Genomic DNA, 25,617 nt, shown 5'->3' with positions numbered 1-25,617 from the left:
ACACCCGTTCACTCGCCAACACGCTTGGCCCCCTTTCGATAGCTCGTGCCATTGGCCCTGACGATCTCTTTGACCACATACCGGGGTCGATGCTTGGCCTCCATGTAGATACGGCCGATGTACTCCCCCAATATGCCGATACCGATCAGTTGCACCCCGCCCAGAAACAGTATCGCTGTCATCAATGACGGATATCCGGGCACCTCATTGCCGAACAGTAGCTTGTCCACTACCAGGTAACCGGCGTACAGCAACGCCAACAACGAGATGCATGCGCCGACGTAGCTCCACAAGCGCAAAGGCCAGGTGCTGAACGAAGTTATGCCGTCCAGCGCCAGGTTCCACAGCCGCCAGGCGTTGAACTTGCTGCGCCCCACCGCCCTCGGCGCGCGGTCGTATTCGACGATGGCGACGTTGAACCCCGCCCACGACAGCACCCCCTTCATGAACAACTGCTGCTCGGGCAAGGTCTTGATCACGTCCACCACCTTGCGGTCCATCAGGCGGAAATCGCCGACGTTTTCTTCAATATGGGTGTAGGCAATACGGTTAAGCAGACGATAGAACAGCGAGGCGCTGCCACGCTTCAGGTAACCATCGCTGGAGCGATCCCGACGCTTGGCCAGGACCACGTCGGCACCGTCGCGCCACGCGTCGATCAACTGCGCAACCACCGCTACCGGGTCTTGCAGGTCAACATCCATGGGCACCACGGCGTCACCGCTGGCGTACTCCAGGCCGGCGAACAGTGCCGGTTCCTTACCGAAGTTGCGCGAGAAGTTGATCAGCACCACGTCCCTGTCCGCTAGCGCGAGCGAACGGGCGACCTCGGCGGTGCGGTCGCTGCTGCCGTCGTTGATGAAGACGATTTCAATGCAGTGTGCCTGCAACGAGGGTTCTTGACGCACAGCCTGGTAAAACAGTCTGAGCGCCTGTTCTTCGTTGAACACCGGCACGATCAGCGAGACGTTCATGACTCGGCCCCGCGAAACACCAGCCATTTGGCCAGCAGGAAGCCGCAGGTCAGGCTGATCAGGGAAAAGCTCACCACCGTGATCATCCCGTGCAGCCGCCAGTGGTCGCCCAGCCAACCCACCGCCAGGCTGACCGTGCCCAGACACAGCATGAACAGCAGGTAGCGGCCGATCGAGGGCGGCACGGCGAAGGTGTAGAGCGCATTGACGTAGTAGGAAAGGCTCGCAGCAACACAAAACGCCAGCAGGTTGCTCAGGGCCTGGCTCAGGTCGAACTCGACCCGCAGGACGAAAAACAGCTGCCAATGAACCAGGGTATTGGCGATGCCAATTACGCTGTAGGTGGAAAATCCTTTCCATATGTTGGCCATTGCCTGTCACGCCTCGCTGACGGTTGCGCCTGGGCTCAGCAGGCCACGCCATTGGCGGTTCGTCTACTGATACTAATGACAGGAACGGACGATTTACGACCAACGGTCTGTTGCTCAAGGGACAATCGAGACATCCGGTAATACGCAACTTTTGCAATTCGCTGCCAATACCGCCACCCTGCCCCCCGCCCGACGTGCGGCGCGAGCGTTTGCCGTCGTCCGCCGGTCATTATTAAACCCACTGTTCAAGAGCCCGCTGCCATGCTTAACGGACGCGACCCTCGCATCGATTTTTTTCGCGGCCTGGCGTTGATCTTCATTTTCTGGGATCACGTCCCCCACAACCCTTTGGGCCAGATCACCCTGCGTAACATCGGTTTCAGCGATGCTGCGGAAATCTTCGTCTTCCTCGCCGGCTACGCTGCAGTCCTGGCCTATGGCAAGGTCCTGCAACGCGACGGCTACCTGATCGCCTGCGTGAAGATCCTGCGCCGTACCTGGGTGCTGTATGTGGTGCATATTTTTCTGCTGGCGATGCTGATGGGCATCGTGTTCTTTGCCAACAGCCATGTGCAGACCCGCGACCTGGTGCAGGAAATGGGCCTCACCCACTTCATCACCAACCCCCAGCAAGCCCTCACCGACGAGCTGCTGCTGCGCTTCAAACCCAACCTGATGGACCCGCTGCCGCTGTATATCGTGCTGCTGGCCGGGCTGCCGCTGGTACTGCCACTATTGATACGCAACACCCTGGCGGTGGTCGGCGTGTCGATGGCGGTGTATCTGGTGGCGCCGGGCCTGGGCTGGAACCTGGCGAATTTTTCCGACGGCGTTTGGTACTTCAACCCGGTCACCTGGCAGTTCCTCTTCGTGCTCGGCGGCGCTGCGGCGCTGTACGGGCAGCAGGCACGGCCGGCGCAAACCCGGCCGTTGCACCGTCAACCGCTGTTCCTCGCGGCAGCTGCCTACTCGCTAGTAGCCGGGATCATTACCCTGTCCTGGCGCTGGCCAGAGATTCACGATGCCTGGATGCCGGCCAGCCTCAACAATCTGTTGTACCCGATCAGCAAGACCGACCTGTCGCCGGTGCGCCTGCTGCACTTCCTGGCCCTGGCTTATGTCACGGCCAAACTGCTGCCGGGCAGCGGCTGGACGCAAAACTGGCTGGCGCAGCAAACCGGGCGCATGGGCCGTTACTCGCTTGAAGTGTTCTGCCTGGGGGTATTGCTGGCGCCCCTGGCGGACATGATCAATGCCATGGCCGACGATGCCTTTGCCATGCAGATATTTACTGCACTGGTGGGCGTGGCGATCATGGCCCTGCTCGGTGCCTGGCTGGACTTCAACAAGCGCCTGACCCAGCCGATGCGGGCGGTTGCTACCTGATTGTTGGGATGTTGAGGCTGCGAGCAAATGGATAAACTCACAGCCCCAAAGCCCACCCCAGAACCAAAAAAAGCCCGTATCCATGGATACGGGCTTTTTTGTCTACACCAGGATCAGGACGCCGAACTTGCAGCCCGCTGCTCCACAGGGCTTGGCGACAGCTTGAACACGTAATACAGCACGGTCAGCATCACCAGGAACGCCGGGCCGATGTACAGGGCCACGCGGGTCTCCTCGAAGTAGGCCATCAGGCCAACCACCAGGATCAGGAACGCCAGCGCCAGGTAGGAGCTCAGCGGCCACAGCCACATGCGGTATTTCAGTGCGTCACGCTCGGCATTGCTCAGGCCGGCGCGGAATTTCAGCTGGGCCAGGAGGATCATCACCCAGGTCCAGATCGCACCGAAGGTGGCAATGGCGGTGACCCAGACGAAGACTTTCTCCGGCACCAGGTAGTTGGCCAGCACGCCCAGCAGCAAGGCTGCGATCGATAGCAGCAGGGCATTGCGCGGCACGCCGTTGCTCGAGGTGCGGGCGAAGGTCGCCGGCGCCTGACCGTTCTGCGCCAGGCTATAGAGCATGCGCCCGGTGCTGAAGATGCCGCCGTTGCACGACGACAGCGCGGCGGTGATCACCACGAAGTTGATGATGCCGGCAGCGGTCTTGATGCCCAGACGCTCGAAGGTCATCACGAACGGGCTGCCCTGGCTACCGATTTCGTTCCACGGGTAGATCGACAGGATCACGAACAGTGCGCCGACGTAGAACAGCAGGATGCGCCAGAACACCGAGCCGATGGCCTGTGGAATGGTCTTTTGCGGGTTGCGTGCTTCACCGGCGGTCAGGCCGATCATCTCCACGCCCAGGTAGGCGAACATCACCATCTGCAGCGACATCAGCACGCCAGTCACGCCGTTGGGCATGAAACCGCCATTGCTCCAGAGGTTGGAGATGCCCATGGCCACGCCGTCGTTACCAAAACCAAAGGCGATGATACCGACGCCACCCAGGACCATGGCGATGATGGTGACGATCTTGATCAGGGCGAACCAGAACTCGAACTCACCGAAGGCCTTGACCGCGATCAGGTTGATCGCGCCCATGCTGCCCAGGGCCGCCAGGGCCCAGATCCAGCGCGGCACTTCCGGAAACCAGATGCCCATGTAGATGGCCACCGCGGTGATTTCCGCAACGCAGGTCACCAGCCACAGGAACCAGTAGTTCCAGCCGGTGAGAAATCCCGCCAGCGGGCCGAGGTAGTCTTGGGCGTAGCGGCTGAACGAGCCGGCTACCGGGTTGTGTACGGCCATCTCGCCGAGGGCGCGCATGATCACCAGGATCGCCAGGCCGCCAATGATGTAGGACAGCATGATCGCCGGCCCGGCCATTTCGATGGCCTTGGCCGAACCCAGGAACAGGCCGACACCGATACAGGCGCCCAGCGCCATCAGGCGAATGTGGCGTTCGCCGAGCTCTCGCTTGAGTGGGCCGCCCTGGGCGGTCTCACCTTGAGAAGGGTGGTTGCCGACTGGCATAGGAATACAACCTCATTTTGTTATTGGATATGACCATTCGTGCAGGCCTGGCATCGCCGATAGGCTGGATGCGTTGCCGCGCCGGGCACCACCTTTTGAGCGGGCCCGTCTGCCGGGTGTGCAACACCGGCAGAGCGAAAGGGGCGAGCAGTATAGAAAGGCCCCTGCAGGGTATTTCACTGTATAAAGCACGATATTTGGCGAGAACTCTCGGCAAAAACCGCTTCTACGGAGGGGCATTCCCCGTGCTTGAGCCTCTGCAGGAAACAGGGCGGCTAACATAGCACCAAAACGGGGCAATTCAAGCTCCACCAAAGGCGCATTTCTGACACGTTTTTAGGAAATACCCGGTAACTGACTACAAATTTTTCACCAAACCCGGCCACCGTCTAAGCTTCAGGCAAGCAAGACGAAAATACGTAGCCGAGCTGAAGACTATGGGCGCATTGTGGCAATCGGAACCAAGCAGTACGGACGCTCCCCCTGAACAACTCGAACCTTCGCCATCGCCGAAAAGCCCACGCCAGCGCCGTCTCTGGTGGCGGCTGTTCTGGTTGGTACTGTTGCTCGCCCTGATCGCCCTGGGGTACGCCGCCACTACCGAAATGCACACCTCGCGCCTGCAATCACGGGAATTCAGCCAGTTCGCCGCAACCCTCAGCTATTCCATGCAGCCCGGCCCCAGCGATGCCATCCGCTACCCGGGAGAAGGTCCGTTCGACAAGCGCCTGGGCTACAGCTCGCTGGGTGAGTTCCTACCGCGCCTGCTCAAGCGCGACTACGTAATCAACGAGCAGACGCGCTTTTCACCGGCGCTGATGGACTACGTCGATCACGGCTTTTTCGTGCCTTATGCCGAGAAGATCCAGGCTGGGCTGTCGATCACCGACTGCAAGGGCGACGCCCTGTATCAGTTTCATTACCCGCAGCACCTGTACCCCGACTTCGCCTCGATTCCCCCGGTCATCGTCCACAGCCTGCTGTTCATCGAGAACCGCGACCTGCTCGACCCCAATGACCCGCTGAACAACCCCGCCGTGGACTGGCCGCGCTTTGCCAAGGCGGCCTATACCCAGGTGGCCAAGTACCTGGCCCTGCCCGGTCAGTCGGCGGGCGGCAGTACCCTGGCGACCCAGCTGGAAAAGTACCGGCATTCGCCCGACGGCCTGACCGCCTCGGGCAGCGAGAAGATCCGCCAGATGATTTCCGCCAGCGTGCGCGCCTATCAAGGCGGCCCGCAGACCCTCCAAGCCCGCCAGCGCATCGTGCGCGATTACCTCAACAGCGTGCCGCTGTCGGCGGTACCCGGACATGGCGAAGTGCATGGCATGGCCGAAGGTTTGCGCGTGTGGTACGGCGCCGACTTTGCCCAGGTCAACCAGGCCCTGTCGTCCACCGACAATGCCCCCGCGAGCCTCGCCGCCCGTGGCCTGGCCTTGCGTCAGGTACTGTCGCTGATGATCGCCCAGCGCCGGCCCTCGCACTTTTTGTCCAAGGGCCGGGCGGAACTGGCGCTACTGACTGACAGCCACATCCGCGTCCTCTCGGCCAGCAACATCATCGACAAGCCGTTGGCTGACGCCGCCCTGGCCAGCAAGTCTATTTACCGTGACTGGGTCGCCCAGCCGACCATCCAGCCGATCGTCACCAACAAGGGCATCAGTGTTGCCCGCAGCCGGCTGTCTTCGGCCCTCGGTCGGCCACTGTACGACCTCGACCGCCTCGACCTGTCGGCTACCAGTACCCTGCAGTCGGATTTGCAGGGCCAGGTCAGCCAGTACCTCAAGGACCTCGCCAACCCGGCCTTTGCCGAAAAAATGGGCCTGTTCGGCGAACGCCTGCTGACCCCGACCAGCACCACCCAGGTGCGCTACAGCTTTACCCTGCTCGAGCGCACCGCCGACGGCTCCAGGGTGCGGGTGCAGACCGACAGCACCGACCAGCCGTTCGACATCAACGAAGGCAGCAAGCTGGAACTGGGCTCGACCGCCAAGCTGCGGGTGCTGACCAGCTACCTGGAAATCATCGGCGAACTGCACGACAAGTACGCCAACACCCCGGCCGCCGAGCTGAAGAAAGTCCAGGTGGCGGAGCTCGACTTCATCACCCGCTGGGCCATCGACTACCTGATCCAGAACAAGGACCGCGACCTCAGCGCCATGCTCAACGCCGCCCTTGAGCGCAAATACTCCGCCAGCCCCGGCGAAGCCTTCTTCACTGGTGGCGGCCTGCATGTGTTCAACAACTTTCGCAAGGAAGACAACGGCCGTATCCCCACCCTCAAGGACGCCCTGCGCGAGTCGATCAACCTGCCGTTCATTCGCCTGATGCGCGATCTGGTGCGCTACAGCACCTATCAGCAGCCGGGCAACAGCGCCAGCCTGCTCAAGGACGATGCCGAGCCGCGCCGCCAGGAATACCTGGCACGTTTTGCCGACAAGGAAGGCACCGACTACATGCGCAGGTTCTGGAAGAAGTACCAGCGCAAGACTTCGCAACAGCGCCTGGACACCTTCCTCGACAGTCTGCGGGTCACCCCGATCCGTCTGGCCGCAGTGCACCGTTACCTGTTTCCGGAGGCCGACCAGGCCACCTTCAACGCTTTCGTCCAGGCTCACCTGAAAAAGGACCGGGTCGAGAACAAACGCCCAGCCACCAAGCAGAACACCGTCACCGAGAAACGCCTGCAAGAGCTGTACGAAGCTTATCGGCCTGGGGCCTACGACCTACCCGACCAGGGCTTTATCGCCAAGGTGCACCCTCTGGACCTGTGGCTGCTCGGCTATCTGCTGCAACACCCCAGCGCCACCTTCCAGGAGGCAGCGCAGGCTGGTCATTTTGAACGCCAGGAAGTCTACGGCTGGCTGTTCAAAAGCCGCCACAAGGGCGCGCGCGACAGTCGCATCCGCACCCTGGTGGAAATCGAAGCCTTCCTCGATATTCATCAACGCTGGAAACGTGTCGGCTACCCGTTCGACCACCTGGTGCCGTCGCTGGCCACCGCCATCGGCAGTTCCGGCGACCGTCCGGCTGCCCTGGCCGAGTTGATCGGGATCATCCAGAACGACGGCGTGCGCCTGCCGGTGCTGCGCATCGACACCCTGCACTTTGCTGCCGATACGCCGTATGAAACCCGCCTGACCAGCGACCCTGACCTTGGCCAGCGGGTGCTCTCGGTAGAAGTCGCACGGGCCCTGCGCGGTGCCCTCTCGCAAGTGGTGGATGCCGGTACGGCGCGGCGGGTGTCGGGTAGCTTCAAACTGGCCGATGGCACGCCGCTGGTGATGGGTGGCAAGACCGGTACCGGCGACAACCGCATCGAAAGCTTCGGTGCCGGCGGGCGGCTGATCGGCTCACGCTCGCTTAACCGCACCGCCACCTTCGTGTTCTACCTTGGTGAAAACCACTTCGGCACCCTCACCGCCTTCGTTCCAGGCCGTGCGGCGGAATCCTTCCGCTTCACCTCGGCGCTGCCGGTGCAGGTGCTCAAGGGCATGGCGCCGATCCTGATGCCGTACCTGGAGCCGGGCAGCCACACCCTGTGCAAGCCACCGCGGATGGTGCAGCGCTAGCCGCCGTGAAAGCGCTTGGCGGTCATGTAGCTTTTGCTCCAGTAGCTGCTGCGCAGCGAATCGATACGGATGTTCTTGCCGGTACGAGGGGCGTGAATGAAACGCCCTTCACCGATGTACAGGCCAACGTGGCCAATCCGGCCCTGGCCATTGCGATTGAAGAACACCGCATCACCGCGCTTGAGCTGGTGCTGCTTGATGGTCCGGGCACCGGATTGGAGCATTGCCGCAGTAGTGCGCGGAATCCTGATATCGGCCTCATTGCGAAACAGGTAGACCAGCAGGCCACTGCAATCAAAACCTCCCTTAACGGTCATACCACCCCAGCGATACGGCACGCCGATCAGCTCGTGGGCACGCTCGACCAGGCGATCGAGGTTGGCTTCCAGTTCGTGCCGCAAGCTGGGCTCGCGGGCAATCTGGGTAACAGAAAAATTGGCCTGGGCAAAAAACGACAGGCCCCAGAGCAGCCCGATGAAAAAAAATGAACGCGCCACGGTGAAATACTCATAGATGAAGTAACCGTGGCGGATCTTAGGGACGATTTCCTCACCTGTAGATCAAGGCAATCCGAGGGTTTTGTAAGAAAAGCCTTAAGCCTTTGTACCCGATTCCGTGGATTGCGCTTTACTTCATGAGAAATATTCCTATTCTCCAGCTTGATTTAAGATATATCTTGAGTAATATCTAAAGATACATCTAACCCAACCGGAGATACCCAATGCGAGACCATCATTCCCATCACCGCGAGCATGGCGAGCGGCACGACGGCTTCGAGCGCCGTCATGGCCGCGAGCGTGGCGACCGCGGCCCCCGCGTATTTGCCCCTGGCGACCTGAAACTGCTGCTGCTGTCGATGCTGGCCGAACAGCCCTGCCACGGCTACGACCTGATCCGCCAAATCGAAAGCCTCTTCGATGGCAGCTACAGCCCCAGCCCCGGCGTGATCTACCCGACCCTTAATTTCCTCGAAGAAGCCGAGCTGATCAGCGGTAAAACCCAAGGCAGCAAGCGTCTTTATGGCATTACCCCGGCCGGGCAGAAGTCCCTGGCGGACCAGGCCATTGCCCTGGACGGCGTACGCATGCGCATCGAGGTCAGCAAACGCTCGCTGCGCGGCCACGACCGCCCGGCCGAAATTCACGAAGCCGTGCACAACCTGCGTCATGCCTTGCAAATGCATAGCGGGCGCTGGAACCCAAAGGAAATCGAGCGGGTCCGCACCCTGCTCAACGACACCGCCAAAGCCATCGTCGCAGGGCCTGCTGCGACTTCACCGGAGCAACCCGAATGACTGTTAGCGAAAACGCCACCATTCACCGCGTCAACCACGAGATCAAACACCGTCGCCTGAACGTGCTGCGGGTCACCGACCTGACTCCGCGCATGCGCCGCATCACCCTCGGCGGCCCGGAACTGCAGGGTTTTACCAGCGTCGGCAGCGACGACCACGTCAAGCTGATGTTCGCCTGCTCGCCGCAAGAGCAGGCGGTGCTCGACAACCTCGACTTCAGCCGCGACGGCCTGCGCCCGACCATGCGCGAATACACCCCACGGCGTATCGACCTGGCGGGCGGCGAGATGGACATCGACTTCGTCCTGCACGGTGATGGCCCTGCCTCGACCTGGGCGGCCCAGGCGCAGGTTGGCCAGGTGCTCAACATCGCCGGGCCGCGCGCCTCGATGGTGGTCCCGGACATCTTCGACAGCTACCTGCTGATCGGTGACGAAACCGCCATCCCGGCCATTGCCCGGCGCCTGGAAGAACTGCCGGCAGGCCGCAAGGTAGTGGCAGTGATCGAGATCGAAGATGCCCAGGAACAACAGCCACTGGCCAGCGCTGCGCAGGTCGAGGTGATCTGGGTGCAACGTCAGCAGCAGAACGTGCTGCAAGTGGTGAAAGACCTGCCCCTGCCAGCCGGCCAGTTGTATACCTGGGTCGCCCTGGAAAAGTCGCTGACACGCCAGGCCAAGCGTTTGCTGGTCGATGAAAAAGGCGTGAAGGAGGACCTGATCAAGGCTGTCGCCTACTGGCGCCTCGGCTCACACGACGACGAGTAACAGGCTACCTCAGGGTTGCGTCCTGGCCTTGGCCAGGCGCCCGCCCTGCCAGTGGTCAAGGCCGAGCAACACCAGGCTGATAGCGACGAAGCCACCGAGAATCGCCAGCGCATTGAGCAGCACCGGGCCATAGCCCAGATCGGCCACGTCAATGAACGGATAGGGATAGACACCTATCACCTGCCCGCGCAGCAGCGCGTAGGCAAAATACCCCGCCGGATACAGCAGCCAGGCCAGCAGATGCCTGAAGCGCAGGCTGCCCTTCTCTACGCAACACCACCAATACGCCACGAACAGCAGCGGCATGACGTCGTGCAACAGTTCGTCCGCCAGCCATTGCCAGCCTTGCGGATGCCACAGGTGACGCAGCAACAGGCTGTAGGCAAGTCCCACGAGGATGATGCTCGCGGCAATCCCGGAACTGACCCAGGGCGCGAGAAAAAAACGCCGCAGCGCCGACTCACGGCCGAATGCCGCGTGGCTCAGCACTACCGCAACCAGGGTGTTGCTGAGCACGGTGAAAAAACTGAACAAGGTCACCAGGCCGCCCAGCAGGCTGGCCTGCTCCTGCCAGCGGGCGAGCAACAGCAGGTACAGCTGGATCGCCAGCGCGCTCCAGCCCAGGCATGCCGCACTGGCAATCAAGAGCGTGCGCCGGCTCACAGGCTCAGCGGCCGCGTTGCATTTTCAGGTACAGACGCTCGACCTTCTCCCGGGCCCAGGGCGTCTTGCGCAAGAACGTCAGGCTCGACTTGATGCTCGGATCGCTCTTGAAGCAGCGGATGTCGATGCGCTGAGCCAGGCCGTCCCATTGGTAATGCGCTACCAGCGCGGTAAGGATCTGCTCCAGGGTCACGCCATGCAGCGGGTTTTGATTAGCGGCGGTCATGCCTGTGCTCCAGCCAACGAAAGGTGCGCACCATAGCCGAGGCACGGCTGCAAGTCTTCAGACTTTTCGCATCCAAGGTGCTGCTTACAGACATTCTAGTGTGGGCAAAGGCTCTAGCCAGCGCGTGGGCGTTTTATCTTTCACGGTAATGTTATATTGTATCAATACTATAACACTGCCAAGGACCCCTTCCCTCCATGCGTCACTTACCCCTGCACCTCTCCCCCCTCGCCGCTGCGCTCTGGCTCGCTTCGCCCTTGAGCCAGGCCGTCGAGCTGCAACCCCAGGTGATCACCGCCAACCCGCTGGGCAACAGCGAACTGGCTGCGCCCACCACTGTGCTCGACGGCGACGACCTGGCCCTGCAACAAAAAGGCAGCCTCGGCCAGACCCTCAACAACCAGCCCGGCGTGGCTTCGACCTGGTTCGGCCCGGGCGCCAGCCGCCCGGTGATCCGCGGCCTGGACGGCGACCGTATCCGCATCCTGCGCAATGGTGTCGGCGCCCTCGACGCCTCGTCGCTGTCCTATGACCACGCCGTGCCACTGGACCCGGCTACCGTTGAGCGCATCGAGATCGTCCGCGGCCCGGCCGCCCTGCTCTACGGCGGCAATGCCATCGGCGGGGTGGTCAATAGCTTCGACAACCGTATCCCGACTTCGCCCATCGACGGCATTCACGGTGCTGGCGAGTTGCGCTATGGTGGCGCCGACACCACCCGCAGCAGCGCCGGCAAGCTTGAAGCCGGTGACGGCCGCTTTGCCCTGCACCTGGACGCCAACAGCCGTCAGTTCAATGACCTGCGCATTCCCGGCTACGCCCGCAGTTCAAAAGTGCGCAACGCCGACGAACCGGGCAGCAAGCATCGCCTGGAAAACAGCGACGGTCGCCAGGACGGCGGTGCGCTGGGAGGTTCCTACCATTGGGATCACGGCTATGCCGGTCTTTCCTACAGCCGCTATGACTCCAACTACGGCTCAGTGGCCGAACCGGGCGTGCGCCTGGACATGCAGCAGGATCATTACGGCTTTGCCTCGGAACTGCGCGACCTCGACGGCCCGTTCAGCTCGGTGAAAGTCGACCTCGGCTACACCGACTACCAGCACCGCGAGCTGGAAAGTGGCGAGGTGCATACCACCTTCAAGAACAAGGGCTACGAGGCGCGGGTCGAGGCCCGGCATCAGCCGCTGGGGCCGATCGAAGGAGTGATTGGCGCGCAGGTCAGCCGCAACGAATTCTCCGCCCTGGGCGAAGAAGCCTTTGTACCGCACACCGACACCAACAGCCTGGCGCTGTTCATGCTTGAGCAATGGCAAGCCAGCGAACGCCTGAACCTGAGCCTCGGCGGGCGCCTGGAACACACCCGGGTCGAGCCCGACAGCAAGGGCAGCGAGCGCTTTGCCGAAGCCGATCGTTCGAGCAGCTTCACCGCTGCCAGCCTGTCGTCCGGCGCGGTGTACGAGCTGACCCCGGTCTGGTCCCTGGCCGCGACCCTGGGCTATACCGAACGTGCTCCGACCTTCTATGAGCTGTACGCCAACGGTGCCCACGTCGCCACCGGCACCTACGAGGTCGGCGATCCGAACCTGAGCAAGGAGAAAGCCATCTCCAGCGACCTGGCCCTGCGCTTCGACAATGGCATGCACAAGGGCAGCGTCGGCGTGTTCTACAGCCATTTCCGCAACTACATCGGGTTGCTGGCCAGCGGTAACCTGCGTGAAGGTCACGAGCATGACCATGATCACGGCGATGAAGACCACGATCACGACCATGAGCATGATCACGGCGGCGATGTGCCGGAATACCTCTACCACGGGGTTCGCGCACGCTTCTATGGCATCGAGGCCCAGGACCGCTGGCAACTGGCGCAGAACCGCTATGGCAGCTTCGCTCTGGAACTCTCCGGCGACTACACCCGGGCCAAGAACCTCGACACCGGCGAAGACCTGCCGCGCATCGCACCGCTGCGCCTGAACAGCGGCCTGCTGTGGGAACTGGATCGCTGGCAGGCGCGGGTGGACGTGCAACACGCCAGCGCCCAGCACAAAAAGCCGGCCAACGAGACCAGCACCGACGGCTACACCACCCTCGGCGCCAGCGTGGGTTACCGTTTCGATATCGGCCAGAGCCAGTGGCTGGCCTTTGTTCGCGGTGAGAACCTGACCGACCAGACCGTGCGTTATTCAAGCTCGATCCTGCGTGACATCGCCCCGGCGCCAGGGCGCAGTGTCGAAGTCGGCCTGCGTACCACCTTCTAAACCAACACCCATCTCTGTAGGAGCGGCGGTGCGACGCCTCGACTTGACCCGCGATGAGGCTTGTACAGCCAACACATCAGGCGTCGTCTGAATTACGACCGCTTCGCGCTCGATCGCGGGGCAAGCCCGCTCCTACCGTTTGCGCCTGTCTCAACTGCACTGTTACCGATCCGGCAACGGTGACTCTTGTTGAATTGACTTTTTTTCTTACAAGTTCAGCTATATCCTCCCCGCCGCAAGCTGAACCGCTTCAGTCTATTTCCCTGCAGCCTTATCGCCGATGATCCTCGGAACTCGGTGGCCTTGCCGTTTTTTCAATAATCAAAAGATAGCGCTATCTCATGCCTCAGAACGATCGTTTCCGCTTTTCCCCCACCACCCGGACACTGCTTTCGGGTCTGGCCATCGCCAGCCTCGCGCCTAGCGCCCAGGCCGCGGCGATGTTCGCCAGCGACTCGCCATGGATGCTTGGCGATTGGGGCGGCACCCGCACGGAGCTGGCTGAACGCGGCTACGACTTCACCCTCGGCTACACCGGCGAGATGGGCGCCAACCTGCACGGCGGCTATGACGACGACAAGACCGCGCGCTACAGCGACCAGTTCGCCCTCGGCACCCACCTGGACCTGCAGAAGATCCTTGGCTGGCACGATGCCGAGTTCCAGCTGACGGTCACCGAGCGTCACGGCAACAACATCAGCAACGACCGCATCAATGACCCGCGCGTCGGTGGCTTTACTTCTGCCCAGGAAGTCTGGGGCCGCGGCCAGACCTGGCGGCTGACCCAGATGTGGATCAAGCAGAAGTACTTCGACGGCGCGCTGGATGTGAAATTCGGCCGCTTCGGCCAGGGCGAAGACTTCAACAGCTTCCCTTGCGACTTCCAGAACCTGGCGTTCTGTGGCTCGCAGGTCGGCAACTGGGTCGGGGACATCTGGTACAACTGGCCGGTCAGCCAGTGGGCCCTGCGGGTCAAGTACAACCTGACCCCCGAGCTGTACGCGCAGATCGGCGCCTATGAACAGAACCCCTCCAACCTCGATCGCGGCAACGGCTTCAAGCTCAGCGGCAGCGGCACCCAGGGTGCGGTGATTCCGGTCGAACTGGTGTGGAGCCCGGCGGTCAATGGCCTGAAAGGGGAATATCGCGCCGGTTACTACTACAGTAATGCCAAGGCAAGCGATGTCTACAAGGACAGCAACGAACAACCGGCAGCACTGAGCGGCCAGGCTTACCGCAGCAGTTCGAGCAAGCACGGTTTCTGGCTCGGTGCCCAGCAACAGGTGACGTCGCTGGCATCTGACCATTCGCGTGGTTTGAGCGTATTCGCCAACGCCACGCTGCACGACAAGAAGACCAATGCCATCGACAACTATGTTCAGGCAGGTGTGGTGTACAAGGGGCCCTTCGATGCCCGCGCCAAGGACGACATCGGTTTCGCCCTGGCACGCGTGCACGTCAACCCTGCCTACCGCAAGAACGCCCAGGCCATCAATCAGGCCCGCGGTGTCAGCGACTACAACGATCCCCTGTTCCGTCCGATCCAGGACACCGAATACAGCGCCGAGCTGTATTACGGCATCCACCTGGCCGACTGGCTGACCGTGCGCCCGAACCTGCAGTACATCCGCCACCCCGGTGGCGTGAGCCAGGTCGATGACGCGCTGATCGGCGGGATCAAGATCCAGAGCAGTTTCTAACCACCCTTTTCACCTAACGGAGAACACACGATGAGCACTGATGGTGCCTTGAGTAGAACCCGCTGGCTGCCGCGACTGATCGGTGTGCTGTTGTTGCTGATGGGCCTGGCCCTGCTGGCTGGCGGTATCAAACTGAGCCAGTTGGGCGGTTCGCTGTATTACCTGATCGCCGGTATCGGCTTCGCTCTGTCCGGCATCCTGTTGCTGGCCCTGCGCCGCAACGCCCTGGGCCTGTATGGCCTGGTGCTGCTGGGCAGCACCCTGTGGGCCTTGTGGGAAGTGGGCCTGGACTGGTGGCAACTGGTGCCGCGCCTGGCCCTGTGGTTCGCCCTGGGTGTGGTGTTGCTGCTGCCGTGGGCGCGCCGCCCGCTGCTGGGCAACCCGTCCAAGGTCAACACCGGCCTGCTGAGCCTGGCGGTGGTGCTGTCGGGCGCCACTGCAGTGGCCAGCCAGTTCACTCACCCGGGTGAAATCAAGGGCGAGCTGGGCCGCGAAAGCGCCGAGATGAGCAGCACTGCGCCGCAGATGCCGGATGGCGAGTGGCAGGCCTATGGCCGCACCGAATTCGGCGACCGCTACTCGCCGCTGCGCCAGATCACCCCGCAGAACGTGCACAAGCTGCAGGAAGCCTGGCGTATCCGTACCGGTGACCTGCCGACCGACAACGATCCGGTCGAGCTGACCAACCAGAACACCCCGCTGAAGGTCAACGGCAAGCTGTATGCCTGCACCGCCCACAGCAAGGTGCTGGCCCTGGACCCGGACACCGGTGCACAAATCTGGCGTTTCGACCCGCAGATCAAGAGCCCAGTGGGCTTCAAGGGCTTCGCCCACATGACCTGCCGTGGCGTGTCGTATTACGACGAGAACAACTACGTCAATGTTGACGGCAGCCCGGCACCGAAAATCAGCGACGCCGGCCAGGCCGTTGCCGTCGCCTGCCCGCGCCGCCTCTACCTGCCGACCGCCGACGCCCGCCTGATCGCCCTGAACGCCGACACCGGCAAGGTCTGTGAAGGTTTCGGCAACCAGGGTGTGATCGACCTGACCACCGGCATCGGCCCGTTCACCGCCGGCGGTTACTACTCCACCTCCCCTGCTGCGATCACCCGCGACCTGGTGATCATCGGCGGCCATGTCACCGACAACGAGTCGACCAACGAGCCGTCCGGCGTAATCCGCGCCTACGACGTGCACGACGGCCGCCTGGTGTGGAACTGGGACAGCAACAACCCGGACGACACCGCGCCGCTGGCCCCGGGCAAGACTTACAGCCGCAACTCGGCGAACATGTGGTCGCTGGCCAGTGTCGACGAGAAACTGGGCATGGTCTTCCTGCCGCTGGGCAACCAGACTCCGGACCAGTGGGGCGCTGACCGCACCCCGGGCGCCGAGAAGTACAGCGCCGGTATCGTCGCCCTCGACCTTGCCAATGGCAAGGTACGCTGGAACTACCAGTTCACCCACCACGACCTGTGGGACATGGACGTCGGCAGCCAGCCGACCCTGCTGGACCTGAAAACCGCCGACGGCGTCAAACCTGCGCTGATCGCCCCGACCAAACAGGGCAGCCTGTACGTGCTCGACCGTCGCGACGGCACGCCGATCGTGCCGATCCGCGAGATCCCGGTGCCGCAAGGTGCAGTCGAAGGCGACCACACCGCGCCGACCCAGGCCCGTTCGGACCTCAACCTGCTCGGCCCGGACCTGACCGAACAGGCCATGTGGGGTGCCAGCCCGTTCGACCAGATGCTCTGCCGCATCCAGTTCCGCGAACTGCGCTACGAAGGCCAGTACACCCCGCCATCGGTGCAGGGCAGCCTGATCTACCCGGGCAACGTCGGTGTGTTCAACTGGGGCAGCGTCTCGGTTGACCCGGTCCGTCAGTTGCTGTTCACCAGCCCTAACTACATGGCCTTCGTGTCGAAGATGGTACCGCGCGCCGAAGTGGCCGCCGGCAGCAAGCGCGAGAGTGAAACCAGCGGCGTACAGCCGAACACCGGCGCGCCTTACGCGGTGATCATGCACCCGTTCATGTCGCCTCTGGGCGTACCGTGCCAGGCGCCAGCCTGGGGCTACGTGGCCGGTATCGACCTGACCACCAACCAAGTGGTGTGGAAGCACAAGAACGGCACCAGCCGCGACAGCTCGCCGGTTCCGATCGGCCTGCCGATTGGTGTGCCTAGCATGGGTGGCTCGATCGTCACCGCAGGCGGCCTGGGCTTCCTCAGTGGCACCCTGGACCAGTACCTGCGTGCCTATGACACCAACACCGGCAAAGAGCTGTGGAAATCGCGCCTGCCGGCCGGTGGCCAGGCCACGCCGATGACCTACACCGGCAAGGACGGCAAGCAGTACGTGCTGGTGACCGCCGGTGGTCACGGCTCGCTGGGTACCAAAATGGGCGATTACGTAATCGCTTACAAATTGGCTGAGTAGACCTTAGCTGCTAGCTGCAAGCCTCAAGCTGCAAGCACCGCTCCTCACTTGCGGCTTGTAGCTTGACGCTTGACGCTTGAATCTTTCCTCCACCCGCCCCATCTAAGCACCATAGTCATTGAACAGGTGCGCCATGAGCGATCAGCAGGATCTACCGGAACATCCCGAGGAAGATGCCGAAGTCGAGCATCTCGAAACCTCCGAACACAGCGGCCATAACCTTGCCTTGCCGGGCCAACAGCTGCCGGACAAGGTCTATATCATCCCGATCCACAATCGCCCGTTCTTCCCCGCGCAAGTGTTGCCGGTGATCGTCAACGAAGAACCCTGGGCCGAAACCCTGGATCTGGTCGCCAAGACCCCGCACCACTCCCTGGCCCTGTTCTTCATGGACGCGCCGCCAGAAGACCACCGTCATTTCGACACCTCGGCCCTGCCGCTATACGGCACACTGGTCAAGGTTCACCACGCCAGTCGCGAAAACGGCAAATTGCAGTTCGTCGCCCAGGGCCTGACCCGGGTACGCATCCGTACCTGGCTCAAGCACCATCGCCCGCCCTACCTGGTCGAAGTCGAATACCCGCATCAGCCCAGCGAGCCGACCGACGAGGTCAAGGCCTATGGCATGGCCCTGATCAACGCGATCAAGGAGCTGCTGCCGCTCAACCCGCTGTACAGCGAAGAGCTGAAGAACTACCTCAACCGCTTCAGCCCCAACGATCCGTCGCCCTTGACCGACTTTGCCGCCGCACTGACCTCGGCCACCGGCAACCAATTGCAGGAAGTGCTCGACTGCGTGCCCATGCTCAAACGCATGGAAAAGGTCCTGCCGATGCTGCGCAAGGAAGTCGAAGTCGCTCACCTGCAGAACGAGATCTCTGCCGAAGTGAACCGGCAGATCGGCGAGCACCAGCGCGAGTTCTTCCTCAAGGAGCAGCTCAAGGTCATCCAGCAGGAGCTGGGTTTGACCAAGGACGACCGCAGCGCCGACATCGAACAGTTCGAGCAGCGCCTGCAAGGCAAGACCCTGCCCGCTGCTGCGCAAAAGCGTATCGACGAAGAACTGGGCAAGTTGTCGATCCTCGAAACCGGCTCGCCCGAGTACGCCGTGACCCGCAACTACCTGGACTGGGCCACCGCCCTGCCCTGGGGCGTCTACGGCAAGGACAAGCTCGACCTCAAGCACGCGCGCAAGGTGCTCGACCAGCATCACGCCGGCCTTGATGACATCAAGGAACGCATCCTCGAATTCCTCGCCGTCGGTGCCTACAAAGGCGAGATCAGCGGCTCCATCGTACTGTTGGTGGGCCCTCCAGGCGTCGGCAAGACCAGCATCGGCAAGTCCATCGCCGAGTCCCTGGGCCGGCCGTTCTACCGTTTCAGCGTCGGCGGCATGCGCGACGAGGCCGAGATCAAGGGCCACCGCCGCACCTACATCGGCGCCCAGCCGGGCAAGCTGGTGCAGGCCCTCAAGGACGTCGAGGTGATGAACCCGGTCATCATGCTCGACGAGATCGACAAGATGGGCCAGAGCTACCAGGGCGATCCGGCCTCGGCACTGCTGGAAACCCTCGACCCGGAGCAGAACGTCGACTTCCTCGACCACTACCTGGACCTGCGCCTGGACCTGTCCAAGGTGCTGTTCGTGTGCACCGCCAACACCCTGGACTCGATCCCCGGACCGTTGCTCGACCGCATGGAAGTGATTCGCCTGTCCGGCTATATCACCGAAGAAAAACTGGCCATCGCCAAGCGCCACCTGTGGCCCAAACAGCTGCAAAAAGCCGGGGTGGCCAAGACCAGCCTGAGTATCAGCGACAGCGCCCTGCGCACGGTGATCGAGGGCTATGCCCGCGAAGCCGGTGTCCGCCAGCTGGAAAAGCAGCTGGGCAAACTGGTACGCAAGGCGGTGGTGCAACTGCTCGACGACCCGGAGAAAAAGATCAAGATCGGCCCCAAGGACCTCGAAGCATCACTGGGCATGCCGGTATTTCGCAGCGAACAGGTGCTGTCCGGTAAAGGCGTGATCACCGGCCTTGCCTGGACCAGCATGGGCGGCGCCACTTTGCCGATCGAGGCGACGCGCATCCACACCCTCAACCGCGGTTTCAAGCTCACCGGTCAGCTGGGTGAGGTAATGAAAGAGTCCGCTGAGATCGCCTACAGCTACGTCAGTGCCAATCTCAAGCAGTACGGTGGTGATCCAAGCTACTTCAACGAAGCCTTCATCCACCTGCATGTGCCCGAAGGCGCCACGCCCAAGGACGGCCCCAGCGCCGGGGTGACCATGGCCAGTGCCCTGCTGTCGCTGGCGCGCGACCAGGCGCCGAAGAAGGGCGTGGCCATGACCGGCGAACTGACCCTGACCGGCAAGGTTCTGCCCATTGGTGGGGTGCGGGAAAAGGTGATTGCGGCGCGGCGGCAGAAAATCTTCGAACTGATCCTGCCGGAAGCTAACCGCGGTGATTTCGAGGAATTGCCGGATTACCTCAAGGAGGGGCTGAGCGTGCATTTCGCCAAGCGTTTCGGTGATGTGGCCAAGGTGTTGTTCAACTAAGAGAACAGGCAGACGCGGCCTTTGAAAGGCCGCGCCTGCCTGGAATGGTAGCGGTGAAGGCACTCAGGGCCGATACTGGGCCAGCGTGCGATTCATCTGCAACGCGCTTTGCTCGATGGTCTTCCACAACCCCAGAAACCTGCCAAAGTAAATCACGAATCGAGCCAACTGCTGGCCTGTCGTAATCTGCTCAAGCTGTCCAGCCGACGCATCGATGTAAGCGGTCAGGCTTTGCCAGGCAGAATGAACATGCGAAGAACCGGTCAACACATCGCGGAGCAGTTTTTCCATCGTTTGCAGTTGTTTTGACAAGTCCAGAAAACGCGATTGCAAACCCAGAATGGCTATCGTCTTGGGACTGATATCTCGGCTCACGGGTGCTATGAGTTTCTCCACCTCCTGAAGCTTTCTGTTAGTGACTGGAATCACCTGCTCGCGTGTCTCGTCGCGAAACCAGGCACCCTCGATGCGCACACGCTCGACCTGCCGAGAGTAGGTGTTCAGTTGTTCCTTGAGCGCATTCATCTGGCTGGGCAAGGACGATAGTACCTCCCGCTCTGCCGGGCTGAGCGGCCCCCACTGACCGTCCTGAAGCGTATCCCAGGCTTCGCGTCGACCGCCCAACGCCTTGATTTGATCACAGACGTCGAGAATCAAGGACCCTGAACGATTTGTATTGTCGGCGGCTACGGCCAATACCTGTGTCAGCTGCAGGTTCTTCTCAAACAACACTTCCCAACTGCTGGCATGCCCTTTCACTTGACGAAAAAATGCCATCATTGCGTTGTTGTTGAGCTCAGGGTTCGCGGAAAATACCGCATTGGCGAGCAGCGTACCAATTATTCCACCGCCTGAACCTAACCAGGAGGACATCCCTGCCGGGGAGGCCGGCAAACCTCTTGCGTACCTTACATATTCGTTGAGGCCGGTGATATGGGCTGGCGTCAAACTAAGTGCGCCGCTATCCAGACCAGACTTCAATGCCTTGAGCAAATCGCCCGGAAGGCCTGTAGCTTGTTGTTGCCAGACGCGTTCTGAAATGACAGGTGTTTTCATCATGGAACTTCCCTGCGCAGTCTGTCTCCGCGCTCATGGCAATTAAAATGCCCGGCGAAACTGCTCGACAATGCTCTGGACATAGACAATCAGTTTTTTCAACAGCTGATTAAGCGCCTGCCCCTCCTCAAAACTGCTCAGCTTCACTCTGCGCAGTTGATTGCCCACGGTTTCTAATTGCACGCGAATCTGCTGATTTTCAGCCAGCCATTCCAGACGTTTTGGACTCAGCACTGCATACTCCGACAGTGCCTGCAGGTTGGCCGTCACTTGAGTTGCGCGTTGCTCCGTTTCGCGTTGTTCAGTGATCAATTCGTTGACCTCGGTGCGCAGCGCTCGACGCTGCTCCTGAAGTCGCGAATATTGCATTCCTTGTTGCACGCCCTCTATCAGCTTGCCCAGCGCCTCGATTGCCTTCTCGACCGCAGCGACAGCTACCCCCGGCGTTGCCCCGAGGGCGACCACCCCCTGGAGTTCCTCAACCGTTGGTAATTTGCCTTCGAACAGTTTTTCTATACCATTGGCATCAAGTACATCGATAGCTTTTTCCAGTTCGGCAAGGTTTTCGCGTTTACCGCTGAGCGTACTGCTGAGCCTTTCCAGGTTACTGGCCAAGCGCTCCGAAGATTCAAGATAACTGGCCTGGTCGCGGCTCGCATCATAGACCGGAATGCTGGCGATCGCCTTGGACGCGGTGACTGTCCCCGAGATCAGAACATCCAGTGCTGCGGCGATCTTGTTTTTTGAAATCTGCAGTTCCTCAAGGAAGAACTCCTCTTCTTCAGGATCCCCCTGAGCCTGCTGAAGATCATCAAGCAGCACCTCAAGTTTGTATGACTTGATGGTAACCGCAAGCACTTCTGCATGCTTCGCCAATCCCTCCACGTACTTTTGCATGCCTTTGTAATGCCGCTCAACAGATTCATGCAACAACGGCAGAAAGCCAAAGGTACGCTGTTCCCAGAACGTTGAGTACGCCGAAACCACCAAGAGCATCTTGTCCAGACTTGGCGTATTAAGCGCGGCACTCATGGCAATGATATTGTCATTCATCAAAAAATTCCTTATTTGGCAGCGGCGGCGTCATCAAACACGCGATTCATATGCTGGGCAAACTTTTCAATGTCTTTCCATTGACCAATGAAACGTTTGAAAAATATTGCGAACTTGAATAATTGCTGATTGGACTCAATACGCTGGAGGTGTTCAATCGAGGTATCGATGTAAACACCGATGAGCTGCCAGGCCGATTGCAGGTGAGAGGACGCGGTGACCACATCCCTGAGTCGGGTATCCAGTTGGCCCATCTGGGTGCCCAACTCTTCGATCACCCCCTCCAGCCTGACCAGCTCCTTGAGCTTCTGGCTTATGCTGCGACGCTGGTTCTGGAGCTTGTTACGTTCCTTGCGTACTTTCTCTGCCTTGCTGCCATAGATACCACCGGTTATGGCTGCGCCCAGCAGCCCGGCGGACAGGCCACTGAGTGCCGCCTGGACATACCGGTCATACTCGGCTTCAAGGCGTGCGATCTCTTTATCAAGCTCTGCCAGGTCTTCACGCAGTTGCTGCACCGCACCACTTGCCTGCTGGCGTTTGATTGCCTGGGTTTTCGTTGCCACCAACGGAATCAATTGTTCACGTGCGACATCACGAAACTGTTCGGTTTCCTCGCGTACGGCGTTCACACGCCGAGCGAAAAGGTCGACGTCATCGCGCAATACCTCCATGTAGTCAACCAGGTCCAGGACACTGCGCCTGTCCTCTGCACCCAGGCTTAGCGGCTTATCGAACTTGATGGTTTCCCAGGCATCCCTGTGCGTGCCCAGTGCGCGACTGTTTTCAAGGATTACCAATATGTCTTCGCCCGAGGTGTTGATGCCATTGGCACTGGCGGCCAACTCGAAGCCGAGTTTCTTGCTGTTGTCCGCAAGTACTGACCAGCTGCGCCCGTGTTTGTGCAACTGCTTGTGCATATCGACCATGCTATCCGGCATCAGGTCCGGCTCAGCGATGGTCGAATAGCCAAGCCAGCGGATCACGACGTCCTTGGCAATGGGAAGCTGGAAGGTATAGTTGGCATACTGATTGAGGGTGACGATGTGCTCGTGTGTCAGCGTCAGCCCCCCTTCTTCGGGGCCATCGCGTTCTGCCAATGCCTTAATGAGACTTCCAGGCAGAAGCTCGGCCTCTTTCTGCAATGTGTCAAAGTTGGATTGTGTACTGCTCATGCTTGCGTCCCTGTTCATAGGCCAAATCGGCGGGGACCTTCACACTAATGCCGCTGTGCATCGCCCTGCAGAGGGCAGGCTTTCCTGAAAGCCGCTGCCAGCCCGATTGACTGGACTGTCGATGAATATCAATTGCAAGCTGCTGATCCTGGGTCTGCCCCTTCTGACCGCATGTACCCAAACCCCAAGCAAACACGACAACGTCGTGCTGGAAAAAGTCACTCAGTGCCCTGTGCAATTGGAGACAGGCCAGACGCTCACCCTGACCCTGCCCAGCAACCCCAGCACCGGTTACCGCTGGCTGGTACAGAACCCGGCCACCGGCATCCTGCGCAGCCTGGGCCCAGAGGTTTACAGCCACCCGGAAGACGCCGGCGTGGTCGGCAGCGCCGGGCAGTCGGTGTGGCGCTTCCAGGCCCAGGCAGGCGGTGAAGGCCATCTGCTGCTGGTCTACCAGCAACCCTGGGCCCCGGAAGTGCGCCCGGTGCAGACCTTCGACTGTGCAATCACAGTGAAGTAAGCCGCGCTGGTCAGCGGGCCATGCATCCTGCCGCCAGTTTGGCTAAAATGCCGGCCCTTTACCGCCCAACGCCTGGATTGCCCCCGTGAGCAAAGAACCCGACCGCCTATTCGCCCAGCCCCTTGGCCAGGTGCCCGACTTCGCCTTCAACGAAGACGTGGTGCGGGTGTTCCCGGACATGATCAAGCGTTCGGTCCCCGGTTACCCGACCATCGTCGAGAACCTCGGCGTGCTCGCCGCCCGGTTTGCCCAGCCCAACACCGCCCTGTACGACCTGGGCAGTTCGCTCGGTGCCGTGACCCAGGCCCTGCGCCGGCATGTGCGCAGCGACGGCTGCCGGGTGATTGCCATCGACAACTCGGCGGCCATGGTCGAACGCTGCCGGCAGTACCTCAACGCCCAGGACTCGATGTTCCAGGAGCTGCTGCCGGTGGAGGTGATCGAGGGCGATATCCTTGCCCTGAAGTTCCAGCCGGCCTCAGTGGTGGCGATGAACTTCACCTTGCAGTTCATCGCCCCCGAACAACGCCTGGAACTGCTCACACGCATCCGCCAGTCTCTGCTGCCGGGCGGTGCGCTGATCCTCTCGGAGAAGCTGCGCTTCGTTAACGACGAGGAACACGCCCTGCTCACCGAGCTGCATGTGGCCTTCAAACGCGCCAATGGCTACAGCGAGCTGGAAATTGCCCAGAAGCGCAGCGCCATCGAGAACGTGATGAAGCCCGACAGCCTCGAAGAACACCGCCAACGCCTGCTGGCGGCCGGCTTCTCCAAAGTCGTGCCCTGGTTCCAATGCCTTAACTTTGCCTCGTTGATTGCCCTGCCATGATTGATCTGTCCCTCCTGGTCCGCCGCTTGGCGGGCACTCCCCTGGCGCAATGGGCACAAGGCCTGCAAGCGCAACTCGACGCCAAGATGGAAAAAGGTCATGGCGACCTGGAACGCTGGCAGGCTGCGCTGGATGCCTTGCCGGCGCTGGAGCCTACGCGCATTGACCTGCAAAACGGCCTCAAGCTGGATTGCGACTGCGATGACGACACCCGTACGCGCATGCAGCAGGCACTGATGGGCCTGTCGCCGTGGCGCAAGGGGCCGTTCGACTTGTTCGGCGTGCACGTCGACACCGAATGGCGCTCGGACTGGAAGTGGTCGCGCGTCGCCCCGCACCTGGACCTCAAGGGCAAGCGGGTCCTGGATGTCGGTTGCGGCAATGGTTACTACCAGTGGCGCATGCTCGGTGCCGGGGCCGACAGCGTCATCGGTGTCGACCCCAACTGGCTGTTCTTCTGCCAGTTCCAGGCGGTGCAACGCTACATGCCGCAACTGCCGGCCTGGCACCTGCCATTTGCCCTGGAAGACCTGCCGGCCAACCTCGAAGGCTTCGACACGGTGTTCTCCATGGGCGTGTTCTACCATCGCCGTTCGCCCATCGAGCACCTGCTCGCGCTCAAGGACTGCCTGGTCAAGGGCGGCGAGCTGGTGCTGGAAACCCTGGTGATCGAAGGCGACGAGAACCAGGTACTGGTACCGGAAGATCGCTACGCACAAATGCGTAACGTCTGGTTCCTGCCGTCGGTGCCGGCCCTGGAGCGCTGGTTGCGCCGTGCCGGTTTCAGCGATGTGCGCTGCGTCGATGTCAGCACCACCAGCGTCGAAGAACAGCGCAGCACCGAGTGGATGCGCTACCAGTCGCTTAGCGACTTCCTCGACCCCGACGACCATAGCCGCACCATCGAAGGCCTGCCAGCGCCACGCCGGGCCGTGCTGGTGGCGCGCAAATAAAACAGGCGCCCGTGGGGGCGCCGAAGATTCACCTTTTCCAAAGGAGCGGGGGAGCTTCTAAGGTGAATGGAGCTACTCCTTGGCGACCTGCCGGGTCGCCGTGTCAGGTTTTTGCGCGTCGGACTTGACCACTGCCTGGTCCTTCTTGCCGTGGATCTGTTCCTGGCTCAGGCGAAAGTTTTCCCAGAACTGCCTGGAACGCTCCGCCCCACCTTCGGCCAACGCCGCGCTACTGCCCAGGGCCAATACAGCCATCAGCACATACTTGTTCAGGCTCATGTTGCTCACC

21 protein-coding genes are annotated in these 25,617 nt (G+C 61.3%); 11 read left to right on the top strand and 10 right to left on the bottom strand.

Going from position 1 to position 25,617, the window contains the following annotated elements; genetic code table 11:
- Positions 1-8: 8 nt before the first annotated feature.
- Positions 9-974 (bottom strand): glycosyltransferase family 2 protein, encoded by a 966-nt coding sequence (locus F8N82_RS03255; protein WP_038999076.1) that lies wholly within the window; start codon positions 972-974, stop codon positions 9-11.
- Complete coding sequence (locus F8N82_RS03250; protein WP_038999075.1) at positions 971-1,345, bottom strand: GtrA family protein; 375 nt, start codon at positions 1,343-1,345, stop codon at positions 971-973. Before F8N82_RS03250 ends, F8N82_RS03255 begins: the two co-directional genes overlap by 4 nt.
- 261 nt (positions 1,346-1,606) lie before the next feature.
- Between F8N82_RS03250 and F8N82_RS03245 the strand changes: the two genes are divergently transcribed.
- Complete coding sequence (locus F8N82_RS03245) at positions 1,607-2,731, top strand: OpgC family protein (protein WP_038999073.1); 1,125 nt, start codon at positions 1,607-1,609, stop codon at positions 2,729-2,731.
- Positions 2,732-2,844: 113 nt separating this feature from the next.
- Here F8N82_RS03245 and F8N82_RS03240 read toward each other — a convergent pair whose 3' ends face one another.
- Positions 2,845-4,266: an amino acid permease gene (locus F8N82_RS03240; protein WP_038999072.1), complete on the bottom strand. Its 1,422-nt coding sequence runs from the start codon at positions 4,264-4,266 to the stop codon at positions 2,845-2,847.
- Between the two features lie 437 nt (positions 4,267-4,703).
- On the opposite strand from F8N82_RS03240, the gene F8N82_RS03235 reads away from it, so the two are divergent.
- Positions 4,704-7,838, top strand: coding sequence for a transglycosylase domain-containing protein (locus F8N82_RS03235; protein WP_038999071.1), 3,135 nt, complete (start codon positions 4,704-4,706; stop codon positions 7,836-7,838).
- Here the strand turns inward: F8N82_RS03235 and F8N82_RS03230 are convergent.
- The gene (locus tag F8N82_RS03230) at positions 7,835-8,335 is read right to left on the bottom strand and encodes a C40 family peptidase (RefSeq protein ID WP_038999069.1); all 501 of its coding nucleotides are present in this window, start codon (positions 8,333-8,335) and stop codon (positions 7,835-7,837) included. The genes F8N82_RS03235 and F8N82_RS03230 overlap by 4 nt on opposite strands.
- 224 nt (positions 8,336-8,559) lie before the next feature.
- Between F8N82_RS03230 and F8N82_RS03225 the strand changes: the two genes are divergently transcribed.
- On the top strand, positions 8,560-9,132 hold the full coding sequence (locus tag F8N82_RS03225) for a PadR family transcriptional regulator (RefSeq protein ID WP_038999068.1): 573 nt from the start codon (positions 8,560-8,562) through the stop codon (positions 9,130-9,132).
- Positions 9,129-9,899 (top strand): siderophore-interacting protein, encoded by a 771-nt coding sequence (locus F8N82_RS03220; protein WP_038999066.1) that lies wholly within the window; start codon positions 9,129-9,131, stop codon positions 9,897-9,899. The genes F8N82_RS03225 and F8N82_RS03220 overlap by 4 nt, the downstream gene beginning before the upstream one ends.
- Before the next feature lie 9 nt (positions 9,900-9,908).
- Here the strand turns inward: F8N82_RS03220 and F8N82_RS03215 are convergent, their stop codons facing one another.
- Positions 9,909-10,544: a Pr6Pr family membrane protein gene (locus tag F8N82_RS03215; protein ID WP_224793711.1), complete on the bottom strand. Its 636-nt coding sequence runs from the start codon at positions 10,542-10,544 to the stop codon at positions 9,909-9,911.
- 22 nt (positions 10,545-10,566) lie between these two features.
- On the bottom strand, positions 10,567-10,788 hold the full coding sequence (locus tag F8N82_RS03210) for a VF530 family DNA-binding protein (RefSeq protein ID WP_010220998.1): 222 nt from the start codon (positions 10,786-10,788) through the stop codon (positions 10,567-10,569).
- A gap of 197 nt (positions 10,789-10,985) precedes the next feature.
- Here F8N82_RS03210 and F8N82_RS03205 point away from each other — a divergent pair, with 197 nt between their 5' ends.
- From F8N82_RS03205 to lon, 4 genes are all read left to right on the top strand, one after another.
- Entirely contained in the window at positions 10,986-13,046 is a 2,061-nt protein-coding gene (locus tag F8N82_RS03205; protein WP_038999063.1) for a TonB-dependent receptor, read from the top strand.
- A 341-nt stretch (positions 13,047-13,387) separates the two neighbouring features.
- Positions 13,388-14,746, top strand: a complete 1,359-nt coding sequence (locus F8N82_RS03200; protein ID WP_095162250.1) for a carbohydrate porin — start codon at positions 13,388-13,390, stop codon at positions 14,744-14,746.
- A gap of 30 nt (positions 14,747-14,776) precedes the next feature.
- Complete coding sequence (locus F8N82_RS03195) at positions 14,777-17,185, top strand: glucose/quinate/shikimate family membrane-bound PQQ-dependent dehydrogenase (RefSeq protein WP_038999062.1); 2,409 nt, start codon at positions 14,777-14,779, stop codon at positions 17,183-17,185.
- A gap of 133 nt (positions 17,186-17,318) precedes the next feature.
- Entirely contained in the window at positions 17,319-19,742 is a 2,424-nt protein-coding gene (gene lon / locus F8N82_RS03190; RefSeq protein ID WP_038999061.1) for an endopeptidase La, read from the top strand.
- Positions 19,743-19,805: 63 nt separating this feature from the next.
- Here the strand turns inward: lon and F8N82_RS03185 are convergent, their stop codons facing one another.
- From F8N82_RS03185 to F8N82_RS03175, 3 genes are read right to left on the bottom strand one after another with little or no spacing between them, the layout of a single operon-like run.
- Positions 19,806-20,798, bottom strand: a complete 993-nt coding sequence (locus F8N82_RS03185; RefSeq protein ID WP_141231053.1) for a hypothetical protein — start codon at positions 20,796-20,798, stop codon at positions 19,806-19,808.
- Positions 20,799-20,840: 42 nt separating this feature from the next.
- Positions 20,841-21,851, bottom strand: coding sequence for an alpha-xenorhabdolysin family binary toxin subunit B (locus F8N82_RS03180; protein ID WP_038999058.1), 1,011 nt, complete (start codon positions 21,849-21,851; stop codon positions 20,841-20,843).
- Positions 21,852-21,862: 11 nt separating this feature from the next.
- Positions 21,863-23,026 carry an alpha-xenorhabdolysin family binary toxin subunit A gene (locus F8N82_RS03175; protein WP_038999057.1) on the bottom strand — a complete coding sequence of 388 codons (1,164 nt, stop codon included), beginning with the start codon at positions 23,024-23,026 and terminating at the stop codon, positions 21,863-21,865.
- A 121-nt stretch (positions 23,027-23,147) separates the two neighbouring features.
- Between F8N82_RS03175 and F8N82_RS03170 the strand changes: the two genes are divergently transcribed.
- From F8N82_RS03170 to cmoB, 3 genes are all read left to right on the top strand, one after another.
- Positions 23,148-23,546 carry a protease inhibitor I42 family protein gene (locus tag F8N82_RS03170; RefSeq protein WP_038999056.1) on the top strand — a complete coding sequence of 133 codons (399 nt, stop codon included), beginning with the start codon at positions 23,148-23,150 and terminating at the stop codon, positions 23,544-23,546.
- A gap of 85 nt (positions 23,547-23,631) precedes the next feature.
- A complete protein-coding gene (gene cmoA, locus F8N82_RS03165; protein WP_038999055.1) occupies positions 23,632-24,375 on the top strand; it encodes a carboxy-S-adenosyl-L-methionine synthase CmoA in 744 nt (247 codons plus the stop codon).
- Positions 24,372-25,328: a tRNA 5-methoxyuridine(34)/uridine 5-oxyacetic acid(34) synthase CmoB gene (gene cmoB / locus F8N82_RS03160; RefSeq protein ID WP_038999054.1), complete on the top strand. Its 957-nt coding sequence runs from the start codon at positions 24,372-24,374 to the stop codon at positions 25,326-25,328. The genes cmoA and cmoB overlap by 4 nt, the downstream gene beginning before the upstream one ends.
- A 72-nt stretch (positions 25,329-25,400) precedes the next feature.
- On the opposite strand, the gene F8N82_RS03155 is transcribed toward cmoB, so the two are convergent.
- Positions 25,401-25,607, bottom strand: coding sequence for a hypothetical protein (locus F8N82_RS03155; RefSeq protein ID WP_038999053.1), 207 nt, complete (start codon positions 25,605-25,607; stop codon positions 25,401-25,403).
- Between the last annotated feature and the right edge of the window lie 10 nt (positions 25,608-25,617).

The sequence above is a fragment of the Pseudomonas fluorescens genome (assembly GCF_902497775.2).
GTDB classification, from domain to species: Bacteria; Pseudomonadota; Gammaproteobacteria; order Pseudomonadales; family Pseudomonadaceae; genus Aquipseudomonas; species Aquipseudomonas putida_F.
The sequence above is the reverse complement of the archived record's forward strand: the minus strand, read 5'-3'. Positions and strand labels throughout refer to the sequence as shown.

What these genes read in the sequence shown, in the direction of transcription:
- F8N82_RS03255 (WP_038999076.1), bottom strand. Translation starts at nt 974, where the DNA reads ATGAACGTCTCGCTGATCGTGCCGGTGTTCAACGAAGAACAGGCGCTC.
- F8N82_RS03250 (WP_038999075.1), bottom strand. Translation starts at nt 1,345, where the DNA reads ATGGCCAACATATGGAAAGGATTTTCCACCTACAGCGTAATTGGCATC.
- F8N82_RS03245 (WP_038999073.1), top strand. Translation starts at nt 1,607, where the DNA reads ATGCTTAACGGACGCGACCCTCGCATCGATTTTTTTCGCGGCCTGGCG.
- F8N82_RS03240 (WP_038999072.1), bottom strand. Translation starts at nt 4,266, where the DNA reads ATGCCAGTCGGCAACCACCCTTCTCAAGGTGAGACCGCCCAGGGCGGC.
- F8N82_RS03235 (WP_038999071.1), top strand. Translation starts at nt 4,704, where the DNA reads ATGGGCGCATTGTGGCAATCGGAACCAAGCAGTACGGACGCTCCCCCT.
- F8N82_RS03225 (WP_038999068.1), top strand. Translation starts at nt 8,560, where the DNA reads ATGCGAGACCATCATTCCCATCACCGCGAGCATGGCGAGCGGCACGAC.
- F8N82_RS03220 (WP_038999066.1), top strand. Translation starts at nt 9,129, where the DNA reads ATGACTGTTAGCGAAAACGCCACCATTCACCGCGTCAACCACGAGATC.
- F8N82_RS03210 (WP_010220998.1), bottom strand. Translation starts at nt 10,788, where the DNA reads ATGACCGCCGCTAATCAAAACCCGCTGCATGGCGTGACCCTGGAGCAG.
- F8N82_RS03205 (WP_038999063.1), top strand. Translation starts at nt 10,986, where the DNA reads ATGCGTCACTTACCCCTGCACCTCTCCCCCCTCGCCGCTGCGCTCTGG.
- F8N82_RS03200 (WP_095162250.1), top strand. Translation starts at nt 13,388, where the DNA reads ATGCCTCAGAACGATCGTTTCCGCTTTTCCCCCACCACCCGGACACTG.
- F8N82_RS03195 (WP_038999062.1), top strand. Translation starts at nt 14,777, where the DNA reads ATGAGCACTGATGGTGCCTTGAGTAGAACCCGCTGGCTGCCGCGACTG.
- lon (WP_038999061.1), top strand. Translation starts at nt 17,319, where the DNA reads ATGAGCGATCAGCAGGATCTACCGGAACATCCCGAGGAAGATGCCGAA.
- F8N82_RS03185 (WP_141231053.1), bottom strand. Translation starts at nt 20,798, where the DNA reads ATGAAAACACCTGTCATTTCAGAACGCGTCTGGCAACAACAAGCTACA.
- F8N82_RS03180 (WP_038999058.1), bottom strand. Translation starts at nt 21,851, where the DNA reads ATGAATGACAATATCATTGCCATGAGTGCCGCGCTTAATACGCCAAGT.
- F8N82_RS03175 (WP_038999057.1), bottom strand. Translation starts at nt 23,026, where the DNA reads ATGAGCAGTACACAATCCAACTTTGACACATTGCAGAAAGAGGCCGAG.
- F8N82_RS03170 (WP_038999056.1), top strand. Translation starts at nt 23,148, where the DNA reads ATGAATATCAATTGCAAGCTGCTGATCCTGGGTCTGCCCCTTCTGACC.
- cmoB (WP_038999054.1), top strand. Translation starts at nt 24,372, where the DNA reads ATGATTGATCTGTCCCTCCTGGTCCGCCGCTTGGCGGGCACTCCCCTG.
- F8N82_RS03155 (WP_038999053.1), bottom strand. Translation starts at nt 25,607, where the DNA reads ATGAGCCTGAACAAGTATGTGCTGATGGCTGTATTGGCCCTGGGCAGT.